The sequence below is a fragment of the Kitasatospora sp. NPDC032121 genome (assembly GCF_055580145.1).
The window spans coordinates 635,238-659,785 of record NZ_JBVILX010000002.1 but is presented as its reverse complement, the minus strand read 5'-3'; the positions used below and the strand labels follow the sequence as shown (position 1 = coordinate 659,785).

Sequence of the window (24,548 nt, the reverse complement as noted above, 5' to 3'; positions counted from 1 at the left end):
TCCGGCTAGGCTCGTGCCCGTGGACGACCTGGCAGCGACGAACCGAACGGACGGCGGGAACGGCACGGCCGAGGCTTCGGCCGTGCCCGGACCGGAGAGCGGGCCCGGGCCGGAGGCCCTGCCCGGTGGCCGGGCCAAGCCGAAGACCGACAAGAGTGAGGCCACCCGGGCCCTGATCCTCGAAACGGCCATGCGGCTGTTCCAGGAACGGGGCTACGAGAAGACCACCATGCGCGCCATCGCCACCGAGGCGGGCGTGTCGGTGGGCAACGCGTACTACTACTTCTCGGCGAAGGAATTCCTGATCCAGGGGTTCTACGACCGGATGACCTACGAGCACGCGGCCGACGCCAAGCGCCGCATGGCCCACACCCGGGACTTCTCCGAGCGGCTGCAGATCGCGCTGACCTCCTGGCTCGACACGGCCGCGCCGTACCACGAGTTCTCCGCGCAGTTCTTCCGCACCGCCGCCGACCCGACCAGCTCGCTGAGCCCGTTCTCCAACGAGTCCCACCCGGCCCGGGCCACGGCGGTCGAGCTGTTCCGCGACGTGCTCCAGGGCTCGGAGCTGGCGCCCAAGCTGGACGCCGAACTCGTCGAGCTGCTGCCCGACGTGCTCTGGCTGTACCTGATGATCGTGGTGCTCTACTGGGTCTTCGACCGCACCCCGGACACCGAGCGCACCAGGGAGTTCGTGCGGCGCTCGACGCCGCTCGCGGCCCGGGTGATCAACCTGTCCCGCTACCGGGTCTTCCGCCCGATCGTCCGTGACGCCAAGGGCCTGATCCAGGACTTCATCCTGCCGACCATCGGCAAGACCGCGGTCAAGTAGCGCCCGGGCGGACGGAGACGGCCGGCCCGCGGACGGGTCGGCCGTTCCCGGCGGAGCGGGGCTCAGAACTCGGTCGGCGTCCAGGCCTGGACCGGGGTGCGCAGCAGCAGATCGACGGCGGCCGCCGCGCCCGGGCGCAGCTCGGTGACCAGGGCGGCCGCGGCCAGCCCGGACGCGGTCTGCCCGCCCAGGTAGAGCGAGCCCAACTCCGAGGCGCCGAGCGCCAGATCGGCCTCGTCGGTGGTCCTGGCGCAGCGACCGGTGCCGTCCTGCGCCACCTCCAGGGCCCAACGCCCCGACGCGTAGCCGAGCTTGTCGTCGACCTCCAGCACCACCCGGCCGGAGGTGTTGTACGTCCGGGCGCCGAACGCCGCCTCGACGTCCAGCACCCGCAGCCACAGCTCGTCGCTGTTGCCCTCGTACGGGGTGGCCGCGCGCGGCTCCTGGAGCAGCAGCGGCAGCGGGTCGTCCGGGCCGAGCCTGGGCACCGTGACCCGGCCCACCCAGTCGACGGACAGCACGAAGCGCCAGAGCTCGACCGCGGTGGGCAGGTCCAGCGCGATGAACTCGCTCACCTCGAGCGTGCAGTCGGGGTAGGCGCCGTCCCACTTGCCCTCGACCCGGTAGAGCACCAGGCCGGTGACCGTCCCGTCGGCGTCCCGGTGGACGGCGGCGAACGGCTCCTTGAAGTCGACGCCCGGCGTCCGGACCTCGCCGGTGGTGCGCAGCCACCACAGCTCGTCGCGCTCGATCGCGCCCGGCTGGGTGCGCCGCCAGCGCTCGTACAGGTCCGCGCCCAGCTCGCGCAGCTCCGTCACGCCCACGAAGTCGATCCGGCCACCGGGGACCCCCGGCAGGCCGTCGCGCAGGCCCCGGGTGCGGCGCAGGTCGACGTGCAGGCCCGCGCCCCACGTCGCCGGGCCGAAGCCGAACCGGCCGTAGATGTTGTACTCGGCGGCCATCAGGACGGCGACCGCCCTGCCGCGCTCGGCGGCGGCCGCGAGGTCCCGGCGCATCATCGCGCTGAGCAGGCCGCGGCGGCGGTGGGTGGAACTCACCGTGACGTTGGTGATGGCGTCGGCCGGGACGACGGCCCCACCGGGGACGGTCAGTTCGGTGTCGAAGCTGCGGAAGGTGGCGATCTGGCGGTCGCCGTCGAAACCGGCCAGCAGCCGGCCCGGCTGCCACTGCCGGCGGCGGATGTCCGTCGCCGGGGGCAGGTGCGGGCGCAGGAACCCGAAGGCGAGCGCCTTGTCCCAGGCCTCCACCTCGTCCTGGGAGACGGCTCGGACCAGGATCTCGTTCACGGTGTCGACGGCCGCGTGATCGATGCTGTTGCCCATGCGGGCCACCGTACGGCGGCCCTCCCGGGGCGGCATCCGAATTAATCCGTGTCCGATCCCAGGTGCTCACCCGGCACCACCACCCAGTGGTTGGCGCGCAGGACGCGGTCCGCGAAGTCCAGGTCCCGTTCGCCGAGCAGCCGGAAGCCGAGCGCCCGGCAGATCCCGTTGGACGGCCCGTTGCCCGCCCCCGGGTTGGCGTGCACCTCGCCCCAGCGGCCGTCCTCGGCGGCGGCGTCCAGCACCTGGCGCACGGCCGCCTTGGCGAGGCCGCGGCCCTGGTACCCGGGCAGCACCATCCAGCCGATCTCGGAGACCGTCACGCCGTCCTCCTGGTCCGACCAGAGCGTGACCGTGCCCACCGCCTCGTCGTCCGCGGCGCCGTCCGGCACGATCATCCTGATCCAGGAGACGTCCGCGGCCGCCAGGGAGAGGTCCTTGCGCAGCCGCGCCTCCACCCGCTCCCGGGGCAGCGGTCCGCCCAGTTCGGCCATCATCACCGGGTCGCAGCGCATCCGGACGTACGCCTCGACGTCCCCCGCCCGAACATCCCGCAACCGCATGACGCCTCCTCAGCACCGGTCCGAGCGGCCACGCTAGCGCGGCCCACCGACAGTGGCGTCCGGACGGCCCGGGCTGGCATCCTCGTGCCGGTTCAGGCACAGACGATCCGCATCCCGGGGGGAATCCATGGAGGACGAGTACTTCCGCAAGCTGAAGGAGTACGAGGGCCGGTCGTCGACCGCGAAGCTCGTCGGCGCGCTGGCCGTCGCCTGCTGGCTCTGGGCGCTCTGGCTGGTCTTCGTCCCCGGCAACGGGCTCTGCGGCTCGCCGGCCTTCTACGAGCCGACCGGCTTCCACATGCAGGAGGCCTGCGACTCCGAGATGATCGGCCGGATCGGCGGCGCGGTCGCCGTCCTGCTGGTGTCGCTCCCGCTCGCCGCCGCCTGGGGCTGGGCCGTCCTGCGGCTGCGCGACAGCCGCAAGGAGCTGGCCGCCGCCCTGAACGGCCGCTGACGGTCCCGCCGCCGCGGCATCCGACACCGCGGACCCGACACCGCGGGGCCCGGCGGCGCCCCGCGGACGCGAGTTCGAGGACAGGCGCTACGGCCTGGCGTAGAAGTTCGGGGTGCCCATGATCCAGAGGCTGGCCTGCTTGATCGGCATGCCGGCCCGCGGGGCCTCGATCATCTGGTCGTCGCCGATGTAGAGCCCGACGTGGTGGATGTCGGCGGCGCGCCCGGTGTCGGTCCAGAAGACCAGGTCGCCGGGGCGCAGTTGGCGGTAGCCGATCGGGGTGCTCTGGGCGTACTGGTCGGCGGCGAAGTGGTTGAGCTGCCGGCCGCCCTCGCGCCAGGCCATCATCGTCAGCCCGGAGCAGTCGTAGCCGCCCGGGCCCTCACCGCCCCAGACGTAGGGCAGGCCGATCTTGGACCTGGCGAAGGCGACGGCAGCGGCCGCGCCCTCGGCGGACCACGGACGGGAGGGCGGCGTCTGGGCCCTGGTGCCGGCCGAGGCGGCCTCCGCCTCCCGGGCGGCCTGCTCGGCGGCGGCCCGGGCGGCGGCCTCGGCCTCGCGGGCGGCGATCGCCTCCAGGGCCTCGCGGCGTTGGCGCTCCAGCTCGACGGTGGTGTCCCGGGCGGCGGCCAGCTCGACGAGCAGCTGCTCGCGGCGCTGCGCCGCGGCCGTCACCTCGGCCTGCTGGGCCGCCAGCCGCTGTTCCGCCCGGACCTTGGCCGCGCCGACCTCGGCGGCGGCCCGCCCGGCGGCCTCGGTGGCGGCCCCGGCGGCGGCGGACGCGCTGCGGGCGGCGGCGGCCGTGGAGGTGGCGGCGTCCAGGATCTGCCGGGTGCGTTCGCTGACCTGGCCGATCGCGGCGGCGCGGTCGCCCGCCTCGCGCGGACCGTGGGAGCCGAGCAGCGCGTTGAGCGCGGAGAGTTCGGCGCCCGCGCCCTGCCGGTACGTCTCGGCCGCGAGCCGGGCCGCGTCATCGGCGGCGGCCGCCCGCTCGGTCTCGGCGGTGGCGGCGCGCCGCGCGGCGGCCGCCTCCTCGGCGCGGGCCCGGGCGAGCGCGAGCTGGGCGCCGTTGTAGGCCTCGACGGCCTGCTCGGCGGCGCGTCCGGCCCGGTCCAGCTCGGCCCGGGCGGCGGTGAGCGCGGCCTCCAGGGCGGCGGCCGAGGAGGCCTTGCCCTCGGCCTCGGCCCGGGCCCGGTCGATCTCCTCGGTGCTCGGGTAGGGGTCCTGGTCCGCGGCCCGGCCGACCGTCGGCGCGGGGGCCGCGGGGGCGGCGGGGGCCGCTGGGGCGGCCTGGGCGGCGGGGAGCAGGGCGGTGAGGGACAACAGGAGGGCCGGCAGGATCCTGCGCGCCACGCGGCATCCCTTCTGACGGGTCCGGAGGGGACGGCGTCGGACGGTGCGCGGCCCGCGGGTGGACGGGCCGGGGCGGCGGGAGGTCCGATGAATCGTCCCATCACGTGACAGAACGGTCACATGGCGCTCATGTTCTCAATTCCGGCGGCCTTCACGCCTGGAAAATGCTCGGCTGGTCGGGTGACTATCAGATGATCTGACCAATCTCGGCATTGGCTGAGCGAACAGGCCCAGCGCGACGACCGAGCGAACAGCCGAGCACGCCGGGCCGTCGCACCGGCACGCCGGCGCGCGCGGAGCGCCGCGGGCTACCGGCCGATCCGTCGGGTGTGCTTCCGCGGCCGGGGCTGCCGCTCGGGCCGGCTCTCCGGCCCGAGCGGCGCGACGGCGAAGGCCCGGCTGCGCCCGGCCCGGACGGTACGGCGGCGCTGCTGCGCCTGGCGGGAGCGGGCCGGACCGGCCTCGGCCACCCCGGGCGCCGGGTCCGCCGCGCCCGGGCCCCCCGCCCCCGCCGCGGCCACCGAGCGGCGGTCGACCAGCCGGGCCTGTCGGCGGGCCAGCGCCCGGGCTGCGTGCGCGTCGAGGTGGGCGGTGGCCCGGGCGGCCATCCGCTCGGCCACCCGGTGCGCGGCCGGGTGGTTGGCCGGCACCTTGTCGGGCGCCCCGGCGATCAGGTCGAAGAGCCAGGTGCGGGCCAGGTCCGCGCGCCGGTGCAGCAGGCGCTCGCGCCGGAGCGCGCGCGCCCGTCGGCGGGGGCGCGTGGCGTACCGCCAGCGGGCCCACGGGCTGCTCGGGCGGGCCAGCCGGATCGCCCCGATCCAGGACAGGCCGGGGACCATGATCCCGAGCAGGCCGGTCCACACCTTCCCCTTGATCAGGGTGATCACCGAGGCCAGCGCGTTCACCGAGAGGATCGTGACCAGGCCCCATCTGGTCTCCTCGCCGGGCACCACGCCCAGCGGCACGTACCCGACCAGCAGCAGGGAGGTGAACAGGATGCCGAAGATCACCGCGTCCACCGACTTGCGGCCCTGCTCGCTCCAGTACACGTCGTCCAGGTGCAGGATCAGCGCGAACTCGTCCAGCACCAGGCCGCAGCCGATGCCGAAGGCCAGCCCGAACCAGTTGATCCACGGGTGCCCGCCGTAGGTGGCGAACACCCCGATGCCGCCGAGCAGCAGGAAGCCCAGGCCGAACACCATGTGGTGGATGTGCAGGCCGCCCGGGGTCACGTTGCCCGGCCACCAGCGCACCTGGGCGCGGATCATCCGGACGCTGAACCGGATGCAGACGAAGGAGGTGATGAATCCGACCAACAGCAGGAACAGCGGTTGCTTGTGCGCGGCGACGATGTGCTCGCGGTAGCCGTCCAGCAGTGTCGTCATGGGTCTTACCTTCGTTCCTGGTCCTGCGTCCTGCCTGCCGTGACGTGGCCCGGGGTCCGACTCGCCCCCGACACCGGCCGACGTCCGGTCAGAATCCTCGGGTGCGCTTGGCCGCCCGGCGCGGCATGGCCGGGTAGAGCGACGGGAGCTCGGCGCCGACCGGCAGCTTCATGAACAGCCGGGCGATCTCCCCGCCCAGGTTCACCCCGACCGCCAGCGCCATCGCGATCGCCGCCGCCCGGAAGACCGACACCAGGCCGGCGCTGGAGTGGCCCTGGGCGAAGGCGAGCATCCCGAGGTAGAGCGCCGAACCGGGCATCAGCGGGCCGATCGCGGCGGTCACGTACGGCAGCGCCGAACCGTTGCGGTAGCGCGCCATCAGCTGGCCGAAGAGGCCGACCAGGCCGGCCGCCACGCCGGTCGCCGCGATCGGGTTGACGCCCGCGTTGTACACCAGCGCGCCGTAGCTGGCCCAGCCGATGCCGCTGTTGACGGTGACCAGGGCCAGGGCGCGGCGGTCGGTCTGGAGCAGTGTCGCGAAGGCCAGGGTCAGCACCATCGCCGCGACCATCTGGACCGGCGGGTAGTTGACGCCCACCAGGCTCTCGTCCGGGCGCAGGTTCGCCTCGAAGCCGACGCCCAGGTAGAGGATCACCATCACGCCGATCACGATGCCCGCGACCAGGTAGACCACTTCCAACAGGCGTGCGGCGGCGGTGATGTAGAAGCCGGTCAGGCCGTCCTGCACGGCGGCGACCAGGGCGCGCCCGGGCAGCAGGGCGAACAGTCCGCCGGTGATCACGACCGAGCCGCGCAGGCCCCAGTCGTTGAGCGAGAGGATGATCCCGGAGGCGGCGGCCGGCATCGCGGCCGCCACGAACTGGTAGAACTCCGGCAGCCGGCGCTTGGCCAGCGCGGAGGCCAGCCGGTCGCCGAGGACGGCCGCGACGAAGGCGCTCGCGAACACCAGCCAGCCCTTGTCGTCCATCTTCCCGCCGACCAGGAAGGTCGCCGCACCGGCCAGCAGACCGGTGGTCAGGGCGAGGAACCAGGCCGGGTACGGGTGCCGGTTGCGGCGGATCACCGCGAGCCGGCGGTAGGCGTCGTTGACCGTCACCTTCTCCGCGGTGATGTCCGCGACCAGCTCGTACACCGCGTCGAGCCGGGTGTAGTCGGAGGTGCGGCGGCGCACCACGCGGTCGGCGGTGACCGGCGGCTCGACCAGCGAGGGCTGGTACGAGATGCCGATCAGGGTGAAGGTGACCTGCGGCTCGCAGCGGTCCAGCCGGTAGGCGTGCGCGATGCCGAGCATGGCCGCCTCGACGTCCTCGGCGGCCTCGCCGCTGGCCAGCAGCAGCTCGCCGATGCGCAGCGTGAGGTCGAGGATGCGCGGGACGTTGCGGGTGACGCCCGAGGAGGGGTGCATCTCGCGGGCGGTGCGCTCGAAGGCGGGCCGCTCGGACATCGGGGTGCGCAGCAGGGTGCGCATCCGGTCCGGCCAGGGCGCCTCGCCGGGAGCGCCGGCGGTCAGCTCCGGTATGGGGATGCCGGTGGGCGGGGTGTAGCCGGCCGCCCTCCACTCCTCGGGGGTGAGGGTGTCCTCGGCGACCGAGCGGCGACGGACCGGGCGCTCGGCCTCGGTCCGTCCGGCCTCGGCCCGCCCGGTCTCGGGGCGGGCCGCCGACGCGGGCACCGACGCGGGCGCCGGCTCGGGCTCGGGGGCCAGCAGCCCCTTGGTCTCGGGGACGGGCGGGGCGAGCGGGACGACGGTGGTGGGCTCGACCGGCGGGGCGGCGTGGCCGAGCAGGCCCTCCGTCGGCGGGGCGTCGGCGGGGTGCACCGGCGTCGGGGGTGTCTGCCGCGCCTGTCGGACCGCCCGGCCTCCCCTCGCCCGCTTGCCCGCTCCCGGTCGGCCCCGCTTAGGCACTTCCGCTCCTCGCCACCCCTGGCGGCCGTCTGCCGCCGCTCGATCTCGGGTTACACCTTGCCTGATCGAACAGCTTGACGCACATGTACGCGGCGTCCCGTGGCCGGAGCGGCGGACGCCTACCCGGCGCGGTGGCGGGCGGCCCGCGCCGCGCCGGAGCGGCGCGCCCGCAGCAGCTCGATCGCCACCGGGATCACCGAGACCAGCACGATGCCGACCAGGATGGCCTCGATGTTGTCCCGGACGAACGGGATCTGGCCGAGGAAGTAGCCGAGCACGGTGACGCCGCCGCCCCACAGCACCCCGCCGAGCACGTTGAACACCACGAAGCTTCGGTAGTTCATCCTGCTCACCCCCGCGACGATCGGGGTGAAGGTGCGCACGATCGGCACGAAGCGGGCCAGCACGATCGCCTTGGGTCCGTGCCGGTCGAAGAAGGCGGCGGCCTTCTCGACGTTCTCCTGCTTGAAGACCCGGGAGTCGGGGCGGCGGAAGAGGCTCGGGCCGACCTTGCGGCCGAAGAGGTAGCCGACCTGGTCCCCGGCCACCGCGGCAACCACGACCAGCGCGCAGACCAACCAGAGCGGCTGGTGCAGGTAGGTGCCGCCGGCCACCAGCAGGCCGGTGGTGAACAGCAGGGAGTCACCCGGCAGGAAGAAGCCGATCAGCAGACCGGACTCGGCGAAGACGACGGCCAGGATGCCGATCAGGCCGAAGGTGGAGATCAGGGTCGTCGGATCGAGCCAGGACGGGCCGAGGGCGAGGCTGGTCACGGTGCGGCACTCCGGGAGGGTCGAGTCTTGGCAATGAAACAGTAAAGCATTGACAAAGACTCGGCGGGGGGCCGGATGGTTCCCTGGCCGGGACCGCGGACGGGAACGCGGCCGGAAAGCACGCGGCCCCGGCGGGGGCCCGGGAGGGCCGGCCCACCGGGGCCGCGTGGTCGGGGGCGGTCAGAGCCCGTAGCGCTCGACCGTCTCCTCGTGCCGGGCGAGGTCCGCGCCGGCCGCCTCGGCCAGCGCCGGCCAGGCGAGCGGGTGCGCCAGGCCGTCGGTCAGCCGCAGCAGCAGGGCGTCGGCCTCGGCGGCCGAGGCGGTCGGCGGCACGCCGAGGGCCGCGTAGACGCCGGGCAGGGTGTCGCCGCCGTCCGCCGGGTCGGTGATCCGGTACTGGTCCCCGCTGTAGACCCAGACCGCGTAGCCGGCGTCGTGCAGTTCCTCGCGCAGGGCCGACCACCGCTCGTCCCCGGGCCAGGCGCCGTCGATCCAGTACGTGGTGTACCCGGCCGGGTCGAGCAGGGTGAGCAGCTCGAACACCGGGCGCCAGTGCCGCCGCTCCTCCTCGGGCGCGTCCTCGGCCGGCGGGCGCTCCAGCAGGGCCGGGGCGAAGACCACCACGTCGCCGTGGTTGAGCGTGAGGTCGTCGCCGAGCACCGGCAGGATGCGGGCGGTGGCCGGGCCCGTCCGGAGCGCGGGCAGGTCGGACGTGGCGCCGTTGGTCCGGGTGGCGCGGATGGTGACGAGCTGCCACTCCTCGTCCACCGGGCCCTCGGGCTCGTCGAACTCGATGTCGAGCAGCGCGCCGGTGGAGCGGACCACGGCCCAGTCGCGGTTGGCGGTGGCCGCGGTGATCAGGTGCCACAGGTCCGGCTCCTGGACCTGCCGGTGGCCCTCCCCCTCGGCGGCGCCGTCGGCCGGCGCCGCGCGCTCCAACAGCTCCAGGTACATCCGCTGCGCGGTGGCGTGGTCCCCCAGCTCGGTGGCGGCGTGGGCGGCGAGACGGCGGGTGTTGATCACCTCGTCGTCCAGTGCCAGGATCGTCCGGCACCGCTCCAGCGCCTCGGCCCAGCGGCCCTCGGTGGCGGCCCAGCGGGCGCGTATCCAGTGCCCGTCGGCGGGGGCGGTGACGGACACCCGGTCGGCGAGCCGGCGGATGCCCTCGGCGTCCCTGGCCTCGATCAGCATCTCGCCGAGCGCGCCGGTCAGCTCGCGGTCCGCCGCGTCCTGCTCCACGTACCGCCACAGCAGCTCGGCCGCGGCCCGGGCGTGGCCGAGGCCGCCCAGCACGGTGGCCAGGAGCACCGCCAGCCCGGTAGCGCCGGCCTGCTCACCCCGGTACCGGTCCAGGGCGGCGGAGAGCAGGTCGGCGCCGGTCTCGTAGGGCACCCCGGTCTCGGCCAGGTGCGCCGTCAGCTCGCCCGGCGGGACGGGCAGCTCGGGCTCCGGCAGTGCCTCGGCGGCCGCGCGCAGGGCCGCGACCTGCTCCGACACGCCGTCGGTGCGACGCAACCGGGTGAGCTTACGCTCTCCCGTCGCGGCGAGCGTCAGCGCCACCGTGCGGGCGCCCCGGGCGAGCGCGAGCCGACCCGCCGCCAGCAACAGGTCCACGCACGGGCGGTGCGCGCCGACGCCGTCCAGGTAGCCGACCCAGCCGGCCAGGACGGCGCCCAGCTCGGCGTCGTTCTCCCGTGCTCCGGCCGCGACCAGCAGCTCGACCGTCTGCGTCCAGGCGGGGCGCAGGTCGGCGTGGCGCTCGGCCTCGGCCCGCTCGGGCAGCAGGGCGAGCGCCTCCTCGGTGCGGCCGAGCGAGGCGAAGGCGCGGGCCCGCAGCAGGGCGCCCCAGCGCTGGTCGCGCTCGTCCAGCCGGCGCCCCTGCGCCTGCTCGGCCCGCTCGGCGGTGTCCAGCAGCTCCAGCACCTCCTCGTGCCGGCCCAGCAGGTGCAGGGTGCCGGCCCGGGCCTGGTGGAAGCGGAGCGAGACCGACTGGCCGGCCGCCCGCATCCGGTTGGCCGCGGAGTCCAGGTGGTCCAGCGCCTCGCCCGCCCGGCCGTCGTCCTCCAGGGCGTCGGAGTACTCGCGGGAGAGGCAGTCGTAGCAGGCCCGGTCGGGCTCGATCCGGCCGAGCGTCTCGCCGACCACGGCGAGGCGCTCGGCCACGTACCCCGGTCCGTCGACCCGGGCGTGGCAGATCGCGAAGTCCTGCACCACGCAGACGGACTGCGGGCAGCCCGCCGTCTCCTCCCGGTGCGCGAAGTCCAGCAGGTCGACCGCCTCGGGCAGCACCGCCTCGCCCTGCTGGCGCTTGTTCAGCAGGTTCTGCATCCGCCAGTGCCGCAGGTAGACCTCGACCCAGGGCAGGCCGAGCGCCCGGGCGGCGGCCACCGCCTCCGGGTAGAGCGCGTCCAGCTGCTCGTTGCGCCCCTCGGTGGCGTGCTCGGGCAGCTCGACGATGGCGTCGGCCAGCCGGTGGTGGCCGGCCTCGGCGAGCTGCCGGTGGGTGTCGCGCACCCAGGCCCAGATGTCGGTGGTCATGCCCGTTCCCCCTGCGTCGTGCTGATGAGTTGTCTACCGCACCCCACTGACAGTCCGTCCGTCACGGCTCCTCCGAGAGGACGCCGGGGCTGTCCGGGACCTCCGGCAGACCGGCCGGGACGGCGGCGGTCAGGGCGGACACCGCCGTGCCGATGCCGCTCAGCGCGGTGGTGAGGTCGCCCTCGGACGGGCCGGACGAGGCCGCGGCCATGATCACCTTGATCGAGCGGAGCAGCCCGGCCGCCGTCGCGCTGCCGGTGTGCCCGGCGCGGTAGGCGGCGAGCAGGTCGTGGACCGCCGGACTGTCCAGGTTGAGGTACAGCCGGGCCCTGACCCCGCCGTCGGTGCGGGCGGTGAAGGCGCGGGCCAGCCGCAGGGCGGCGGACGGGATCCGGGCGTCCGCCTGGTCGTCCTCGATCCTGGCCTTCAGCTCGGCCTCGCGGTCCGGCACCAGCACCAGCGGCAGGCCGGGCGGGTCGAAGCGGGCCGGGACGAGCTGCTCGCCCGGGTCGGCGAGGGCGCCCGCCAGCCAGGCCGCCTCGTGCTGCGGCAGCGGGTGCTCCGGGTCGCGGAACAGCTCGCGGTCGCCCTTCTCGCTGCCCAGCTCGACCACCCGGCAGCCGCGCAGCTCGGCGTAGCGGTGCAGGAACGGCCGGACGGCGTAGCGGTCGCCGCGCGCGATCGGCACCCGCATCGCCCGGTACAGCATCTCCTCGAAGCCGCCGCCGCTGCCGATCGCGAGGTGCACCGCGCCGCCGCCCGCCGCGCGCAGCGCGCCGGCCGTGAGGTCGCCCTGGGAGGTGGGCACCGGGACGTCGTCGGCGAGCAGGGTGAACAGCCGCTCGTCGCAGAGCGCGGCGCCGAGCAGGTCGGTGCCGTGCCGGGTGAGGATGCGGCGCCACGCGGCGGGCCGCAGCCGGGCGGTCTCGTAGAGGCCGTCCACGATGGCGTCGGTGAGGACCTTCCGGAGCGCGTGGTAGTGCTCGTCGCGCTGGAGGTCCTCACGGCTGGCGGTGGGGGTGAGCCGGTTGGACTCGACCACGCCGCCGATGAACCCGGCCCAGCGGGGCAGCAGGTCGCGGGCGTCCTCGGCGAGCAGCATGCCGCGCAGGTAGACGGCGAGGTCGCGGTTGTCGCTGGTGCCGTAGCTGCCGCCGTCCTGGACCCAGAGCAGGCCGACCGCGTCGGTCACGCCCTCGACCGGCTGGACCGGGAAGGCGGTGAGCGGCTCGAAGCGGCGGCCGAACGCGGCGGCGAAGCGCATCCGGGCGGCGTACTGGTCGCCGTCGGAGGGGCGGCGCGAAGCGTCCCGGCCGGGGGTGGCGGTGGGCGACGGGAGGGCCTGCTGCCGCCAGGGCACCTCGACGGAGTTGACCGGCCGCTCGTCCGCGCCGACGTACACCGGGATCGACAGCAGCACGCAGTAGCGGCCGAGCACGTCGCGCAGGACGTCCTCGTCGGCGAGGTGGCCGTGCTCGGGCTTGAGCGCCAGCTCGACCACCGTGCCCGGGTGGGGCCGGGCGGGCACCGGCTCGACCTGGTACTGCTCGCCGCCGCGGCTGCGGTAGCGGTGGCCGAGCCGCGGTTCGCGGTGCGAGGTGGTGGTGACGGTGACCTCGTCGGCGATCGAGAAGGCGGAGAGGAAGCCCAGGCCGAAGGCGCCGATCAGCTCCTGGTTCCCGGTCAGTTCGCGCAGCATCCGGGTGTAGCCGGTGCCGACGGTGGCCAGGTAGGAGTGGATCTCGGGTTCGGTGAGGCCGGCGCCGGTGTCCTCGATGGCGACGGTGCGCCGGGCGGCGTCGGCACGCACCCGGATCAGCGGGCGGTGTTCGCCGTCCGGGTCCTCCAGGAGCCGGCGGGTGTGCGAGTCGTGGGCGTTCTGGACGAGTTCGCGCAGGGCGACCAGCGGGGTGGAGTAGAGGTGGGTGGCGAGGACGTTCACCAGGCCGCCGAGATCGACCTCGGTCGTCCGCAGTTCCTCGTCGGGGGTGGGCTCGGGCGGGGCACCATCAGACATGGGTCCTCAGTGTGCCAGTGCGACTATCCGTCGACCATTTCTTTCTCCTGCGGGCAACCAGCACCACGGCCTCGCGGTGACGGCCCCGACAGCGGGAGCGTCGGCGCCCAGCAGAGCAACGGCGGGACGGCCGACGCCCGGCAGGGCGACGACGGGAACGCGGGCACCACCCGGTCCGACCGCGGCGTCGACGCGCGGGACCACTACCCCCACACCCTCCTCCGCCAGGCCCCCGCGCCGCTTCGCCGCTCGCTGCTCAGGACGGCCCTTCCCCGGGAACGCCCAGCACCGCCCGGCCGAGCCGCAGCAGGCAGTCCCCGAGGTCCGGCCGGGCGCAGTGCGGACGGTTCCGCACCCCGTCGTTGACCAGCGCGAACAGCGCGTGCACCCGGATCCGGGCGGTCGCCGCGTCGTACCCGAGGTGCACCTGCCGCAGCAGTCCGACCCAGGTGCGCAGGAAGTCCCGCCGGAAGTCGACCGCGGCCCGGCGGTCGGGCGGGGCCAGCCGCTCCGTCTCGCTGAGCATCGCGCCCAGGTAGTCGCCGTTGCGCAGCGCGAAGCCGACGTACGCGCCCAGCCCGGCCTCCAGCGCCGCCCCGGGCCCGGCGGCGGCCGCGATCGCGCCGTCGACCTCGTGCCAGAGCCGTTCGCGGCTGCGCACCAGCGAGGCGGCGAGCAGCTCGGCCTTGCTGTCGAAGTGCCGGTAGACGCTCGGGCCGGATATGCCGACGGCGGCGCCGAGTTGGTCGGTACTGACGTTGTCGAAGCCGCGCTGGTGGAACAGCCGCACGGCCGCCGCGAGCAGCTCCTCCCGGCGCGCCCGCGCTCTGGGCTCCGGCGTCGGCCGCGCCACCGGCCGCGTCACCGGTACGCCGACGGACCCTGTGGCCGCACCGTCCAGGGGGACCGCACCGTCCAGGGGGACCGCACCGTCCAGAGGGACCGCGAGGACGGCCGCGACCATCGCGCGCAGCAGCGCCTCGGCCCGCCGGGGCTGCGGCGCCGCCGACTGGTAGGACAGCCCGGCGCAGGCCGAGAGCGCCGACCAGCAGAGCAACTCGGCGTCCCCGGCGACCAGTTCGGGCCGTTCGGCGCGCAGCACCGCGGCCATCAGCGCGACGTCGGCGCGCAGTTCACGGCGCAGCGCCGCCCGCCGGGCCGGCGGCAGCAGCCGGGCGTCGCGCTGCACCAGGGTGCCGAGCGGACGGTGGCCGACCGCGACGGCGGCCAGCGCGCTGCCGAGGTCGGCGGTGGTGCGGGCCGCGCGCAGGCCTTCGGCGAGCGCGTCCAGGCCCAGGAGGACGGCCCGGTCGAGCAGTTCGGGCTTGCCGCGGAAGTGCCGGTAGAGCGCCGGCGCGGTGATCCCGACGCCGGCGGCGACCTCGGTCATCGAGACCTGGTGGTAGCCGCTGCGGTGGAAGCGGTCGGCGGCCACGGCCAGGATCTGGGCGCGCCGCCCGGGCGGCCGTCGGACCACCATGGCGGGCCCCCTCTCCTGCGAGCGTCGACGGAAGGCTAGCAAGGATTCACTTCGCGCCCCTCCAAGCCTTTCCCCACGGGCTTTTCACCTCCGGCCGACTCTGGACAGCCGAAGCTAGCCCCGATTAACTTGTGGGGCCATCACCAGGCACGTTCCGCTCCGGTCGGCAGCCCCGGCCGGTGCCGTCGAAGGGAGCGCCGCCGTGCGCCGCACCGTGTTCAACGAGGACCACGAGGCCTTCCGGGAGACCATCCGGGACTTCATCGCCAACGAGGTCGTCCCGGTCTACGAGAGCTGGGAGGCCGAGGGCCACCCGCCGCGCGACTTCTACCGGCAGCTCGGCGCGCTCGGCGTCTACGGCATCGAGGTGCCGGAGGAGTACGGCGGCGCGGGCGAGAGCGGGTTCAAGTACCAGGCGGTGATCGCCGAGGAGACCGCCCGGGCGGGCGTCAGCTTCGGTTCCTCCGGCGTGCACACCGGCCTGGTGCTGCCCTACCTGCTGGAGTACGCGAACGAGGAGCAGAAGCGGCGCTGGCTGCCCGGCTTCGTCTCCGGCGACATCATGACCGCGATCGCGATGACCGAGCCGGGCGCCGGCTCCGACCTCGCGGGCATCTCCACCACCGCGCGGCTCTCCGAGGACGGCACCCACTACGTCCTGAACGGCGCCAAGACCTTCATCACCGGCGGCGTGCTGGCCGACCTCGTCCTGGTGGTCTGCCGCACCGCCCCGCACGACCCGGAGAACCGCCGGGCCGGACTGTCCATCCTCTGCGTGGACACCGCCTCCGAGGGCTACACCGTCGGCCGCAAGCTCCAGAAGATCGGCCTGCGCACCTCGGACACCGCCGAGTTGGCGTTCGACGACGTCCGTGTTCCGGTGGAGAACCTGCTCGGCGAGGAGGGCCGGGCGTTCTCCTACCTGACCCACAACCTGGTGCAGGAGCGCCTCGCGATCGCCGTCGGCGCGTACGCGGCGGCCGCGGCGGCGGTGCGGTTCGCGGTGCAGTACGTCAAGGACCGCAAGGTGTTCGGCAAGGCGGTCGCCGAGTTCCAGAACACCAAGTTCACCCTGGCCGACTGCGAGGCCCAGGTGGTGGCGCAGCAGTCGATGGTGGACCGGGCGCTGGAGCTGTACCAGAACGGCGAGTTGACCGTCGCGGACGCGGCCGCGGCGAAGCTGTTCTGCACCGAGTCCGCCTCCACCGTGATCGACAAGTGCCTCCAGCTGCACGGCGGTTACGGCTACATCCTGGAGTACCCGATCGCCCGGCTCTACACCGACAACCGGGTGTTCCGGATCTACGGCGGCACCAGCGAGGTCATGCGCAGCATCATCGCCAAGTCGCTCGGCCTGTAGGGCCGTTCAGGCCGCTCGGGCCGTTCGAACGCTGCGGCGGGTCGCCCTCGGGCGGCCCGCCGTACCCGTACCGGCGCCCTCACCTGCGGCCGTCCCGGCTCAGTTGGGCGAGCTGTGCTCGGCGCGCCAGGCCTCCCAGCCCGCCGTGGACGCCACCCGCGCCTCGCGCAGGGCCCGTTGGGCCATCGCGGCCGGTCGCGCCTCCAGGCCGCGCACCCACGTGCGCCCCGCGGCGAGCAGGGCCACGCAGACCATCGTCGCCCCGGCCGCACTGAGCACCGTGCCGATCGCGGTGAGCGCCACGCCACCGGCCAGCACCGGACGGTTGACCTGGAAACCGCTGAACATTCTCTGGTTGGTCGCCATGCCTCCACGATGCGGGCAGTCGGCGGGGGCCGCACCTCGGACTGCTCGGGTGGGACGGCCCGGGGCCGGTCTCCCGGATTCCGTCGGATCAGGGCGCGGCGCCTCCGGGTGCGGGCCGCCCGGGCGTCCGCGACCCTGGGCACACGGAGTGCGCCCGGACCCGGAGCGAGGAGGAGGCGCGATGCCCGATCTCGAACAGCTCGCCGTGGAGCACGCCGCCCGGGCGGCCGAGAGTCCGCACGGGCGCAGCGCCCACCTGGTCCTGCACGACGGAATGCTGCGGCAGACCGTGATCGCGCTGACCGCGGGCACCGCGCTGGACGAGCACAACCCGCCCACCGCGGGCAGTGTCCAGGTGCTGCGCGGCCGGGTCTCGCTGACCATCGCCGGCCGGCGGCTGGAACTGCCGGCCGGCCACCTGGAGCCCGTCCCGCAGGAGCGGCACGGGCTGCTGGCGCACGTCGACTCGGTGGTGCTGCTGACGGCCGTCACCGCGTAGCGGGCGGGGGCTCCACGGGGTTGAACACGCTGTCGCTGACCAGCCGCAGTCCGCGCAGGAAGTCCTGCCCGCTGGGCACGAGTTCGGGCGCGGCAAGCCACTGGGCGCAGTAGCCGGCCAGCAGGGTCTGGTAGAAGGCCCCGCGGGCGACCTCCTCCTCGGTGTCCGGCACCTCGGACACCCCCTGGAACACGGCGGCCAGCCCGAGCCGTCCCTCCTTCTGCGCCGCCGCGAAGGCCTGCGCCAGGTCGGGGGCGTGCCCGGCCTGGGCGAGCGCCTCGAACTGGGCCGCCCAGAGCCCGCGGTGCTCGACGAAGACGCCCCGCAGGCCGTCCCAGACGGCGGCGAAGCGCACCTCCGGGTCGTCCGACACCCGGTTGGCGGCGATCACGACCGCTCCCATGGCCGCCCCCATCTCCCCGATCGCCTCGATCATCGCCGCGTTGAGCAGCGCCTCCTTCGAGCCGAAGTGGTAGCCGATCGCGGCCAGGCTGACGCCGGAGGCGGTCGCGACGTCACGGGCGGTGGTGCGCCCGTAGCCCTTCTCGTACAGGCAGCGCTTGGCGCCGGCCATCAGGTCTTCGCGGTTTCCCATGCCCTGATCCTACGGAAGTCCTGGACGGATGTCTTGCACATTTGTACTAGACAGACGTCTGACACATCCGTACCGTCTTCCCCATGACCGCAACCACCGGCCGCGCAGGCCGCCGCGAATGGATCGGCCTGGCCGTCCTCCTGCTCCCGACCCTCGTCCTCACCATGGACATGGGCGTGCTCTTCTTCGCCGTCCCGTACATCTCCACCACGCTGGCGCCGAGCGGCACCCAGCAGCTGTGGATCATGGACATGTACTCGTTCCTGCTGGCCGGGCTGCTCATCACGATGGGCGCCCTGGGCGACCGGATCGGCCGCCGCCGGCTGCTGATGATCGGCGCCGCCGGCTTCGCGGGCGCCTCGCTGCTGGCCGCCTGGTCGCACGACGCCGGCCAGCTGATCGCGGCCCGCGCGGTGCTCGGCGCGGCCGGGGCCACCGTGATGCCCTCGACCCTCGCGCTGATCCGCAACATGTTCCACGACCCCAGGCAGCGGCAGATCGCCCTCGGCGCCTGGGGCGGCGTCCTCACCGCGGGGGCCACCCTCGGCCCGGTCGCCGGCGGCCTGCTGCTGGAGCACTTCTGGTGGGGCTCGGCCTTCCTGCTCGCCGTCCCGGTGATGGCCCTGGTGCTGCTGACCGCGCCCGTCCTGCTCCCCGAGTACCGCTCCCCCGGCCGCACCGGCCGCTTCGACCTGCTCGGCGCCGCGCTCTCGCTGGCCGCGATCCTGCCGCTGGTCTACGGCGTCAAGACGGTCGCCGTCGACGGCTGGAGCCCGCTGCCGGGGCTCGCCATCCCCGTCGGGCTGCTGCTGGCCGCCGCCTTCGTCCGGCGCCAGCGCACCGCCGCCGACCCGCTGCTCGACCTGAGCCTGTTCCGGATCCGCACCTTCAGCGGCGCGATCAGCGTCAACAGCATCGCGATGTTCGCGATGATGGGCTTCTCGCTCTTCACCTCGCAGTACCTCCAGCTGGTCAAGGGCATGAGCCCGCTGACCGCCTCGCTCTGGTCGCTGGTGCCGAGCCTGGGCGTCGGCGCGGCGGTCGGGATCAGCTCGGCGCTGGCCGGGAAGGTCCGCCCGGCGGTACTGATGGGCGGCGGGTTCCTGGTCGGTTCGGCGGGCTTCGCGATGATGACCCGGGTCGGGGCGCACTCCCCGCTGGCGCTCATCCTCACCGCGGCGGGCGTGCTGGCCGCCGGGACGGTCGGCACCATGACGATGACCGCCGAGATGGTCGTCTCCGCCGCCCCGGTCGAACGGGCCGGCGCCGCCTCCGCCACCTCCGAGACCGCCGTCGAGCTCGGCAGCTCGCTCGGCATCGCCCTGCTCGGCGCGGCCGGCGCCGCGGTCTACCGCCACCGGCTGGACGGTGCCCTCCCGGCCGGCGTCGACGGCGAGGCCGCCCGGGCCGCCCAGGACACCCTCGGCGGCGCGGTCACCGTCGCCGGCCACCTGCCCGACCGGGTCGGCGCCGACCTGCTGGAGACCGCCCGCACCGCCTTCACCGACGGCCTGCACGTCGCGGCCGTGGTCGGCCTGGTCTTCGCACTGGGCGCCGCGACCCTGGCCTACCGCCTGATGCGCCACCTCCCGGCCGCCACCACTACCACCGCGCCCGCCCCCGAGCCCGAGCCCACCACCGTCTGACCCACCCGGCCCGGTCCACGCGAGTCACGGCCTGCCGGAACTCCACCCGGAGGTGGATCGCGGCGGGTCCACCCCCGGGTGGGTGTACCGGCGGCCCGGTCGGAGGACCGTCGAGGCACACCTCGGATCCGACCGCCGGGAGCCCTGATGTCCGTGCCCTCCCTCCTCTCCCTCTTCGGCCTGCTCTGCTGGATCGCCTACGAGCTGCTCCTGCGCCGGCGCGAGGACGCCTCCGCCGGCACCTGGCACGCCGACCGCCGCGACCGCGGGTCGACCCGGCTGCTGCTCGGCTGCTACCCGGCCTCGGTCCTGGTCGTGGTGCTGTTCGACCGCGCCGGGATCGGCGAACTGCCCGCCTGGGCGCGCTGGTTCGGGGTCGCCACGGTGGCCGCCGGGCTGGCGCTGCGGGCCTGGGGCATGCGCACCCTGGGCCGGTACTACACCCGCACCCTGCGCACCGTGGAGACCCAGCAGCTGGTCCGCGGCGGCCCGTACCGGCTGATCCGGCACCCCGGTTACACCGGCAGCCTGCTGGTCTGGGCCGGCTACGCGGTCGGCACCGGCAGCTGGGTGGCCGCCCTGGTGGTCGCGGCCCTGCTGCTGGCCGCGTACGGCCGGCGGATCTCCGCCGAGGAACAGCTGCTGCTGGACGCCTTCGGGAGCGAGTACGAGGAGTACCGCCGGGTGTCGAAGCGTCTGGTGCCGTTCGTCTACTGAACGCGCCGAACGCACCGGTGAACGCACCGAACGCACCGGCACGAGCGGCGCATGTGAGCTTCGGCACCCGTATTCGGCCAGCTGGGCACCGCGGTCCTCGCGATCCGCCTGAACGGCACCTGGTTTTTGGCCAGCGTTTCCCGGCCGGTGTATCCGTTCGCCGTCAGGGCCAGGCATACTGGCCAGCACGGGCGCTAGCGCCCGCCATGACTCTAGACAAGAAGGGACCGGTGGCCAGGGATGCTGCGGAACGGTCTTGAGCCCTGGCACATTCTCGTGGTGCTGGCGGTCGTAGTCCTGCTGTTCGGATCGAAGAAGCTGCCCGAGATGGCCCGCGGCCTGGGCAAGTCCATGCGCATCCTGAAGGCCGAGACCAAGGCCATGCGCGAGGACGACACCCCGGCGGACGCCGCCGGTACCGCGCAGAGCACCGCCGCTCCCCAGCAGAGCGCCGACCGCCCGGCCGTCACGCCGACCAACGTGACCAAGGCCACCGAGACCAAGCGGCCCGAGACGACCGCCTGATCCTCCCTCCGTGCCTCCGGAAAGCCCCTGGTGACCCACCAGGGGCTTTCCGCGTTCCGGGGCCGTCCGGGCACCCGGACCCTCCCGACTGGCCGTCCGATCTGATCCGTTGTCTCCTGGTGTGCACCCACCGGAGGAACGGAGTCCCGGCATGCCCACCGACGAGCCCGGCGGCGAGCGCGACGGTACGCGTGGGGGCGAGCCCGGTGCCGGTTCCGGTCCCGGCGACGGTCCCGGTGACGAGCCCGGTGACGGGGCCGGTGACGGACTGGCCGAGCTGCGGGCCCGGCTGAGCGCCGTCGAGGCCCAGGAGGCGCGGCTCGCCGAGCAGTTGGCAGCCGGGTCGGCAGCGCGCCCGCCCCGGCACCTGGTGCGCTCCTTCTTCGCCGCCCTGCTGATCGTGCTGGCCTGTGTGCTCACCCCGCTCGGCGCCCTCGCGCTCTGGGCGAGGTCCGAGATCAGCGACACCGACCGCTACCTCGCGACCATGGCCCCGCTGGCCGAGGACCCCCGGATCAAGGCGGCCGTCACCGACCGGGTGACCGCGGAGATCATGAAGAAGCTCCCGCTCGACTCACTGCTCGACGGCCTCGCCCCGGACGACAAGCCCAAGCTCGGCGCGCTGCTGGGCGGCGTCGGCCAGGCCCTGGAGGGCGGGCTCAGCGGCTTCGTCCACACCCAGGTCGAGCGGCTGGTGGGCAGCGACGCCTTCGTCACCCTCTGGACGGACGCCAACCGGGACGCGCACGCCGCCGTCGTGCAGATGGTGACCGGGCAGGGCGGCGGCGCCGTCGAGGTGCACGGCGACACCGTGGTGCTCGACCTCGCCCCGGTGATCGCCCGGGTGAAGTCCAAGCTGGTCGACCAGGGGATCCCGCTGGCCTCCCGGATCCCGGAGATCCACACCTCCTACCCGCTGGTGCAGTCCGACGCCCTGCCGGAGATCCGCACCACCCTGCGGGTCCTGAACCTGGCCGGGTTCTGGGTGCCGGTGCTGGCCGGCGCCTGCGCGCTCGGCGGGGTGCTGCTCGCCGCGCGGCGCCGCCGGGCCGTGGTGGTGGCGTCCCTCGGCATGGCGGGCGGGGCGCTGCTGCTGGGCGTCGGGCTGAGCGTGTTCCGGGCCGTCTACCTGGACCGGCTGCCGGCCGACGTCGACCAGGCGGCCGCCCAGGCGGTGTACGACACCCTGGTGCGGTACCTGCGCTCGGCCGTCCGGGTGGTGGTCACCCTCGGCCTGCTGGTGGCGCTCGGCGCCTGGGTCACGGGCCCGGGGCGCTGGGCGCGCACCGTCCGGGGCGGCTGGCGCGCCGGGCTGGGCGGGGTACGGCGGGTGGCCGGACGGGCCGGCCTGCGGCTCGGGCCGGTCGGCCGGTTCGTCCACCGCTGGAAGGCCCCGCTGGGCTGGCTGGCGGTCGCGCTCACCGCACTGGCCTTCGTGCTGTGGAGCTACCCGACGGTGCTGGTGACGCTCTGTCTGGCGCTCGGGCTGCTCGCCGTCCTGGCGGTGCTGGAGCTGCTGGACGAGCCGGGGGCCGGACCGACCGAGTGGGCCGGGCCGGCCGGGCCTTCTCGGCCGGTGGCCTGAAGGGGAGCCCGGGGCCCGGCGGGGCTCGCCCGACCGGAGCAGGCGGGAGGGCGGGCGGAAGCGGGTGCGGCGAGGCTGGACGGGATGTCCGAGAACCCGCCGCCGCCTACCGACCTGAGGGCCTGGTTCTGGCTGCTGTGCGCGTCGACGCTGCTGATGGTCGGGTACTTCGTCCTGCCGCTGGAGTGGCTGGGCGAGCGCCGGCCGCAGCTGAGCTGGCTGGCCTTCGTGGGCGCGCTGGTCGGGATGAGCTGGCTGATGCTGGCCAAGATCATCGGCGTGATGCGGGGCACCGCCAAGCGGCCGGTGGTCTGGCTGATCTTCCTGATCTTCCTCGCGCTGACCATCTTCGCGGGGACGTACTTCGTGCTGGGCTCGCGCAAGGCGGAGTTCGCCGGGCTGGAGACCCGGCTGGACGCGCTGTACTTCACGGTCGTGACGATGGCCACCGTGGGGTACGGCGACATCACCCCGGCGGGGCAGACGGCCAGGCTCGTGGTGACGCTCCAGATCGGGTACAACTTCGTGTTCCTCGCGGCCGCGGCCGGGACGGCGTCCCAGGCGATCCGGGGGAACGTCGAGCGGAGGATCCGGAAGCAGGAGTGAACCCGCCGGCCGGCGCGGGCGGGCCCGTACCAGCGGTCGGCGCGGGCGTGGACCCGGGTCGGACCCACCGCCTTGTCCACAGGCTGTGGACAAGGCGGTGGACTCAGGAGCGGCTGGCGTCGATCACGCAGGAGCGGTTGCGGGCCCGCTCCGGTGGACCGTCAGTCGTCCTGGAGGTCGGCGGCGGTGTGGAGGGTGGCGAACAGGGCCGAGAGGCGGGTGTTCCAGTTGGCGTACGTCGGGACGTCGACGGCGTGCTTCTTTCCCATGTCCCGGACCACCTTCTGGGCGTTCCTGAGCTCCTGGGCGGCGTCGTCCGGGTTGCCCTCGTTGAGGCGCGCGGCGGTGGTGTCGAGGATCCTCAGCAGCTCCGCCTGCTTGTCCCGTTCCTTGCCGACCTGGGCCTGGGCGACGGCCTGACGGAAGGACTGGATCTGCAGCGCGGCGGGCTGGTTGCGCGGGACGGCCGAGGTGGGTGCGGGGGGCGTGGAGGGCGCGGTGGTGGTGGGCGCCGCCGAGGTCGGCGTGGAGGCCTTCGGGGCGGGGGTCGTGGCCTGGGTGGTGGGCGTCACCGCCGGAGCGGTGGCCGCGGCCGGTTTGGCGGCGGCCGCACCGTCGGCCGGTCCGTCGAAGGCGGTGAGGGCCAGCGCCGTGACCCCGGCGAGGCCCGCCACGCCCAGCGCCCCGAGCACCAGCGGCTTGCGCCGGCTGCGGGCGGGGGCGGGGACGGGGGCCGGCGCCGGGGCGGGGACGGGGATCGGCGCCATCACCGAGGTGGCGGCCGGCGGCTGGGGCGGCAGCACGGTGGTGTGCTGCTGGTTCGGCGAGGGGGCGGCGGCCACGGGCGGAAGGAACCGGGTCTCGGCCCCGGCGGTGTTCGCGAGCAGTTCGGCGGTCGGGTCGCCGACCATCAACCCCGGTACGATGGTGAGGAGTTCGGCCCGTGCGGCGGCCGCGTCGGCCGGGCGGTCGGCCGGGTTCTTGGCCAGCAGCCGCAGCACCGCCGCGTCCAGCGCGGGCGGCAGGCCGGGGCGGCGGACGGACGGCGGCAGGGGCTGCTCGCTGACGTGCTTGAAGGCGATCGCCACCGGGGTGTCGGCGGTGAACGGGGTCGCGCCGGTGAGCATCTCGGTGAGCACGCAGCCGACCGCGTACAGGTCCGTCCGCCCGTCCAGCTCCGAGGCGGTGGCCTGTTCGGGCGAGAGGTAGGCGGCCGTACCGAGCACGCTCGCGGTCTGGGTGAGGTTGTTGGAGGAACCGGCCCGGGCGATGCCGAAGTCGACGACCTTCACGCCGCCGTCGTCGGTGATCATGATGTTCCCGGGCTTGATGTCCCGGTGCACCAGCCCGGCCGCGTGCGCGACCGACAGCGCCTCGCAGACCGCCGCAGCGATGCCGACGGCGCGCTCCACCGGCAGCGCCTGCCGCTCCGCCAGCAGGGCGGCCAGCGAACGGCCGCTGACCAGCTCCATGACGATGAACGGGGTGCCCTGGTCCACGCCGGAGTCGAAGACCATGACGATCCTCGGGTGCGCCAGCATGGCCGCGTGCTGGGCCTCGCGGCTGAACCGCTCGGCGAAGCGGGGGTCGTCGGCGAGGCCGCCGTTGAGCACCTTGACGGCCACCTGACGGCCCAGCACCCGGTCGACGCCGCGCCACACGGTGGCCATGCCGCCGACGCCGAGCAACTCGACGAGTTCGTAACGCCCGTTCAGCGCCCGTCCGATCACCTGGAGCTCCCCTCACGTGCCCTGCCCGGGGTCCCGGGCCGCCTCGTGCACCTGTGCACGATAGCCGCACCGCCGTACGGGCCGAACGGCCCGACCAGGGGCGGAGGGTGGCGGTCGGGGGACCGGGCAGCGGTCCCCCGGCCGCCGGCACGGGGGTGGGGGGGGGGGGGGGGGGGGGGGGGGGGGGGGGGTGGGGGTGGTGGGGGGGGGGGGGGGGGGGGGGGGGGGGGGGGGGGGGGGGGGGGGGGGGTTCG

Annotated in this window: 21 protein-coding genes; 9 read left to right on the top strand and 12 right to left on the bottom strand. The window is 74.6% G+C overall.

The window, feature by feature from the left end:
• The first annotated feature begins 19 nt into the window (after positions 1–19).
• Positions 20–832: a TetR/AcrR family transcriptional regulator gene (locus ACZ5OX_RS08805; protein ID WP_449788339.1), complete on the top strand. Its 813-nt coding sequence runs from the start codon at positions 20–22 to the stop codon at positions 830–832.
• Between the two features lie 62 nt (positions 833–894).
• On the opposite strand, the gene ACZ5OX_RS08800 is transcribed toward ACZ5OX_RS08805, so the two are convergent.
• Both ACZ5OX_RS08800 and ACZ5OX_RS08795 read right to left on the bottom strand, forming a co-directional pair.
• Positions 895–2,175 (bottom strand): GNAT family N-acetyltransferase, encoded by a 1,281-nt coding sequence (locus tag ACZ5OX_RS08800; RefSeq protein ID WP_465629318.1) that lies wholly within the window; start codon positions 2,173–2,175, stop codon positions 895–897.
• A 41-nt stretch (positions 2,176–2,216) separates the two neighbouring features.
• The gene (locus tag ACZ5OX_RS08795) at positions 2,217–2,738 is read right to left on the bottom strand and encodes a GNAT family N-acetyltransferase (RefSeq protein ID WP_465629317.1); all 522 of its coding nucleotides are present in this window, start codon (positions 2,736–2,738) and stop codon (positions 2,217–2,219) included.
• A gap of 127 nt (positions 2,739–2,865) precedes the next feature.
• Here ACZ5OX_RS08795 and ACZ5OX_RS08790 point away from each other — a divergent pair, with 127 nt between their 5' ends.
• Positions 2,866–3,192 carry a hypothetical protein gene (locus ACZ5OX_RS08790; protein WP_449788342.1) on the top strand — a complete coding sequence of 109 codons (327 nt, stop codon included), beginning with the start codon at positions 2,866–2,868 and terminating at the stop codon, positions 3,190–3,192.
• Positions 3,193–3,279: 87 nt separating this feature from the next.
• Here ACZ5OX_RS08790 and ACZ5OX_RS08785 read toward each other — a convergent pair whose 3' ends face one another.
• The 7 genes from ACZ5OX_RS08785 to ACZ5OX_RS08755 all read right to left on the bottom strand — a co-directional run bounded on the left by ACZ5OX_RS08785 (position 3,280) and on the right by ACZ5OX_RS08755 (position 14,665).
• A complete protein-coding gene (locus ACZ5OX_RS08785) occupies positions 3,280–4,545 on the bottom strand; it encodes a C40 family peptidase (protein WP_465629316.1) in 1,266 nt (421 codons plus the stop codon).
• A 308-nt stretch (positions 4,546–4,853) separates the two neighbouring features.
• Positions 4,854–5,930 carry a hypothetical protein gene (locus ACZ5OX_RS08780; RefSeq protein ID WP_465629315.1) on the bottom strand — a complete coding sequence of 359 codons (1,077 nt, stop codon included), beginning with the start codon at positions 5,928–5,930 and terminating at the stop codon, positions 4,854–4,856.
• An 88-nt stretch (positions 5,931–6,018) separates the two neighbouring features.
• Positions 6,019–7,770: a threonine/serine exporter family protein gene (locus ACZ5OX_RS08775; RefSeq protein ID WP_465629314.1), complete on the bottom strand. Its 1,752-nt coding sequence runs from the start codon at positions 7,768–7,770 to the stop codon at positions 6,019–6,021.
• A 206-nt stretch (positions 7,771–7,976) separates the two neighbouring features.
• Positions 7,977–8,630 carry a DedA family protein gene (locus ACZ5OX_RS08770; protein ID WP_465629313.1) on the bottom strand — a complete coding sequence of 218 codons (654 nt, stop codon included), beginning with the start codon at positions 8,628–8,630 and terminating at the stop codon, positions 7,977–7,979.
• A gap of 180 nt (positions 8,631–8,810) precedes the next feature.
• Complete coding sequence (locus ACZ5OX_RS08765) at positions 8,811–11,168, bottom strand: hypothetical protein (RefSeq protein WP_465629312.1); 2,358 nt, start codon at positions 11,166–11,168, stop codon at positions 8,811–8,813.
• Between the two features lie 61 nt (positions 11,169–11,229).
• A complete protein-coding gene (locus ACZ5OX_RS08760) occupies positions 11,230–13,185 on the bottom strand; it encodes an ATP-binding protein (RefSeq protein ID WP_465629311.1) in 1,956 nt (651 codons plus the stop codon).
• A gap of 256 nt (positions 13,186–13,441) precedes the next feature.
• Complete coding sequence (locus ACZ5OX_RS08755) at positions 13,442–14,665, bottom strand: TetR/AcrR family transcriptional regulator (RefSeq protein ID WP_465629310.1); 1,224 nt, start codon at positions 14,663–14,665, stop codon at positions 13,442–13,444.
• 202 nt (positions 14,666–14,867) lie between these two features.
• On the opposite strand from ACZ5OX_RS08755, the gene ACZ5OX_RS08750 reads away from it, so the two are divergent.
• Entirely contained in the window at positions 14,868–16,025 is a 1,158-nt protein-coding gene (locus tag ACZ5OX_RS08750) for an acyl-CoA dehydrogenase family protein (protein WP_465629309.1), read from the top strand.
• A gap of 99 nt (positions 16,026–16,124) precedes the next feature.
• Here the strand turns inward: ACZ5OX_RS08750 and ACZ5OX_RS08745 are convergent, their stop codons facing one another.
• Complete coding sequence (locus tag ACZ5OX_RS08745) at positions 16,125–16,391, bottom strand: hypothetical protein (RefSeq protein WP_465629308.1); 267 nt, start codon at positions 16,389–16,391, stop codon at positions 16,125–16,127.
• Positions 16,392–16,572: 181 nt separating this feature from the next.
• Here ACZ5OX_RS08745 and ACZ5OX_RS08740 point away from each other — a divergent pair, with 181 nt between their 5' ends.
• Positions 16,573–16,890, top strand: a complete 318-nt coding sequence (locus ACZ5OX_RS08740; RefSeq protein ID WP_392914342.1) for a cupin domain-containing protein — start codon at positions 16,573–16,575, stop codon at positions 16,888–16,890.
• Here the strand turns inward: ACZ5OX_RS08740 and ACZ5OX_RS08735 are convergent.
• A complete protein-coding gene (locus tag ACZ5OX_RS08735) occupies positions 16,880–17,485 on the bottom strand; it encodes a TetR/AcrR family transcriptional regulator (protein WP_465629307.1) in 606 nt (201 codons plus the stop codon). The two genes, ACZ5OX_RS08740 and ACZ5OX_RS08735, sit on opposite strands and share 11 nt — an antisense overlap.
• A gap of 83 nt (positions 17,486–17,568) precedes the next feature.
• Here ACZ5OX_RS08735 and ACZ5OX_RS08730 point away from each other — a divergent pair, with 83 nt between their 5' ends.
• From ACZ5OX_RS08730 to ACZ5OX_RS08710, 5 genes are all read left to right on the top strand, one after another.
• On the top strand, positions 17,569–19,131 hold the full coding sequence (locus tag ACZ5OX_RS08730; protein WP_465629306.1) for an MFS transporter: 1,563 nt from the start codon (positions 17,569–17,571) through the stop codon (positions 19,129–19,131).
• A 147-nt stretch (positions 19,132–19,278) separates the two neighbouring features.
• The gene (locus tag ACZ5OX_RS08725; RefSeq protein ID WP_465629305.1) at positions 19,279–19,848 is read left to right on the top strand and encodes a methyltransferase family protein; all 570 of its coding nucleotides are present in this window, start codon (positions 19,279–19,281) and stop codon (positions 19,846–19,848) included.
• A gap of 240 nt (positions 19,849–20,088) precedes the next feature.
• Positions 20,089–20,373 (top strand): Sec-independent protein translocase subunit TatA, encoded by a 285-nt coding sequence (gene tatA / locus ACZ5OX_RS08720; RefSeq protein WP_465629304.1) that lies wholly within the window; start codon positions 20,089–20,091, stop codon positions 20,371–20,373.
• Between the two features lie 151 nt (positions 20,374–20,524).
• Positions 20,525–21,958, top strand: a complete 1,434-nt coding sequence (locus tag ACZ5OX_RS08715) for a hypothetical protein (RefSeq protein WP_465629303.1) — start codon at positions 20,525–20,527, stop codon at positions 21,956–21,958.
• A gap of 84 nt (positions 21,959–22,042) precedes the next feature.
• Positions 22,043–22,564 carry an ion channel gene (locus ACZ5OX_RS08710; protein WP_465629302.1) on the top strand — a complete coding sequence of 174 codons (522 nt, stop codon included), beginning with the start codon at positions 22,043–22,045 and terminating at the stop codon, positions 22,562–22,564.
• Between the two features lie 161 nt (positions 22,565–22,725).
• On the opposite strand, the gene ACZ5OX_RS08705 is transcribed toward ACZ5OX_RS08710, so the two are convergent.
• Positions 22,726–24,294, bottom strand: a complete 1,569-nt coding sequence (locus tag ACZ5OX_RS08705) for a protein kinase domain-containing protein (protein WP_465629301.1) — start codon at positions 24,292–24,294, stop codon at positions 22,726–22,728.
• Between the last annotated feature and the right edge of the window lie 254 nt (positions 24,295–24,548).

Bases quoted from the DNA above. Each gene is read 5' to 3' on its own strand.
- ACZ5OX_RS08800 (WP_465629318.1), bottom strand. From the start codon at position 2,175: ATGGGCAACAGCATCGATCACGCGGCCGTCGACACCGTGAACGAGATC.
- ACZ5OX_RS08795 (WP_465629317.1), bottom strand. From the start codon at position 2,738: ATGCGGTTGCGGGATGTTCGGGCGGGGGACGTCGAGGCGTACGTCCGG.
- ACZ5OX_RS08790 (WP_449788342.1), top strand. From the start codon at position 2,866: ATGGAGGACGAGTACTTCCGCAAGCTGAAGGAGTACGAGGGCCGGTCG.
- ACZ5OX_RS08780 (WP_465629315.1), bottom strand. From the start codon at position 5,930: ATGACGACACTGCTGGACGGCTACCGCGAGCACATCGTCGCCGCGCAC.
- ACZ5OX_RS08765 (WP_465629312.1), bottom strand. From the start codon at position 11,168: ATGACCACCGACATCTGGGCCTGGGTGCGCGACACCCACCGGCAGCTC.
- ACZ5OX_RS08760 (WP_465629311.1), bottom strand. From the start codon at position 13,185: ATGTCTGATGGTGCCCCGCCCGAGCCCACCCCCGACGAGGAACTGCGG.
- ACZ5OX_RS08755 (WP_465629310.1), bottom strand. From the start codon at position 14,665: ATGGTGGTCCGACGGCCGCCCGGGCGGCGCGCCCAGATCCTGGCCGTG.
- ACZ5OX_RS08745 (WP_465629308.1), bottom strand. From the start codon at position 16,391: ATGGCGACCAACCAGAGAATGTTCAGCGGTTTCCAGGTCAACCGTCCG.
- ACZ5OX_RS08740 (WP_392914342.1), top strand. From the start codon at position 16,573: ATGCCCGATCTCGAACAGCTCGCCGTGGAGCACGCCGCCCGGGCGGCC.
- ACZ5OX_RS08735 (WP_465629307.1), bottom strand. From the start codon at position 17,485: ATGGGAAACCGCGAAGACCTGATGGCCGGCGCCAAGCGCTGCCTGTAC.
- ACZ5OX_RS08730 (WP_465629306.1), top strand. From the start codon at position 17,569: ATGACCGCAACCACCGGCCGCGCAGGCCGCCGCGAATGGATCGGCCTG.
- ACZ5OX_RS08725 (WP_465629305.1), top strand. From the start codon at position 19,279: ATGTCCGTGCCCTCCCTCCTCTCCCTCTTCGGCCTGCTCTGCTGGATC.
- tatA (WP_465629304.1), top strand. From the start codon at position 20,089: ATGCTGCGGAACGGTCTTGAGCCCTGGCACATTCTCGTGGTGCTGGCG.
- ACZ5OX_RS08715 (WP_465629303.1), top strand. From the start codon at position 20,525: ATGCCCACCGACGAGCCCGGCGGCGAGCGCGACGGTACGCGTGGGGGC.
- ACZ5OX_RS08710 (WP_465629302.1), top strand. From the start codon at position 22,043: ATGTCCGAGAACCCGCCGCCGCCTACCGACCTGAGGGCCTGGTTCTGG.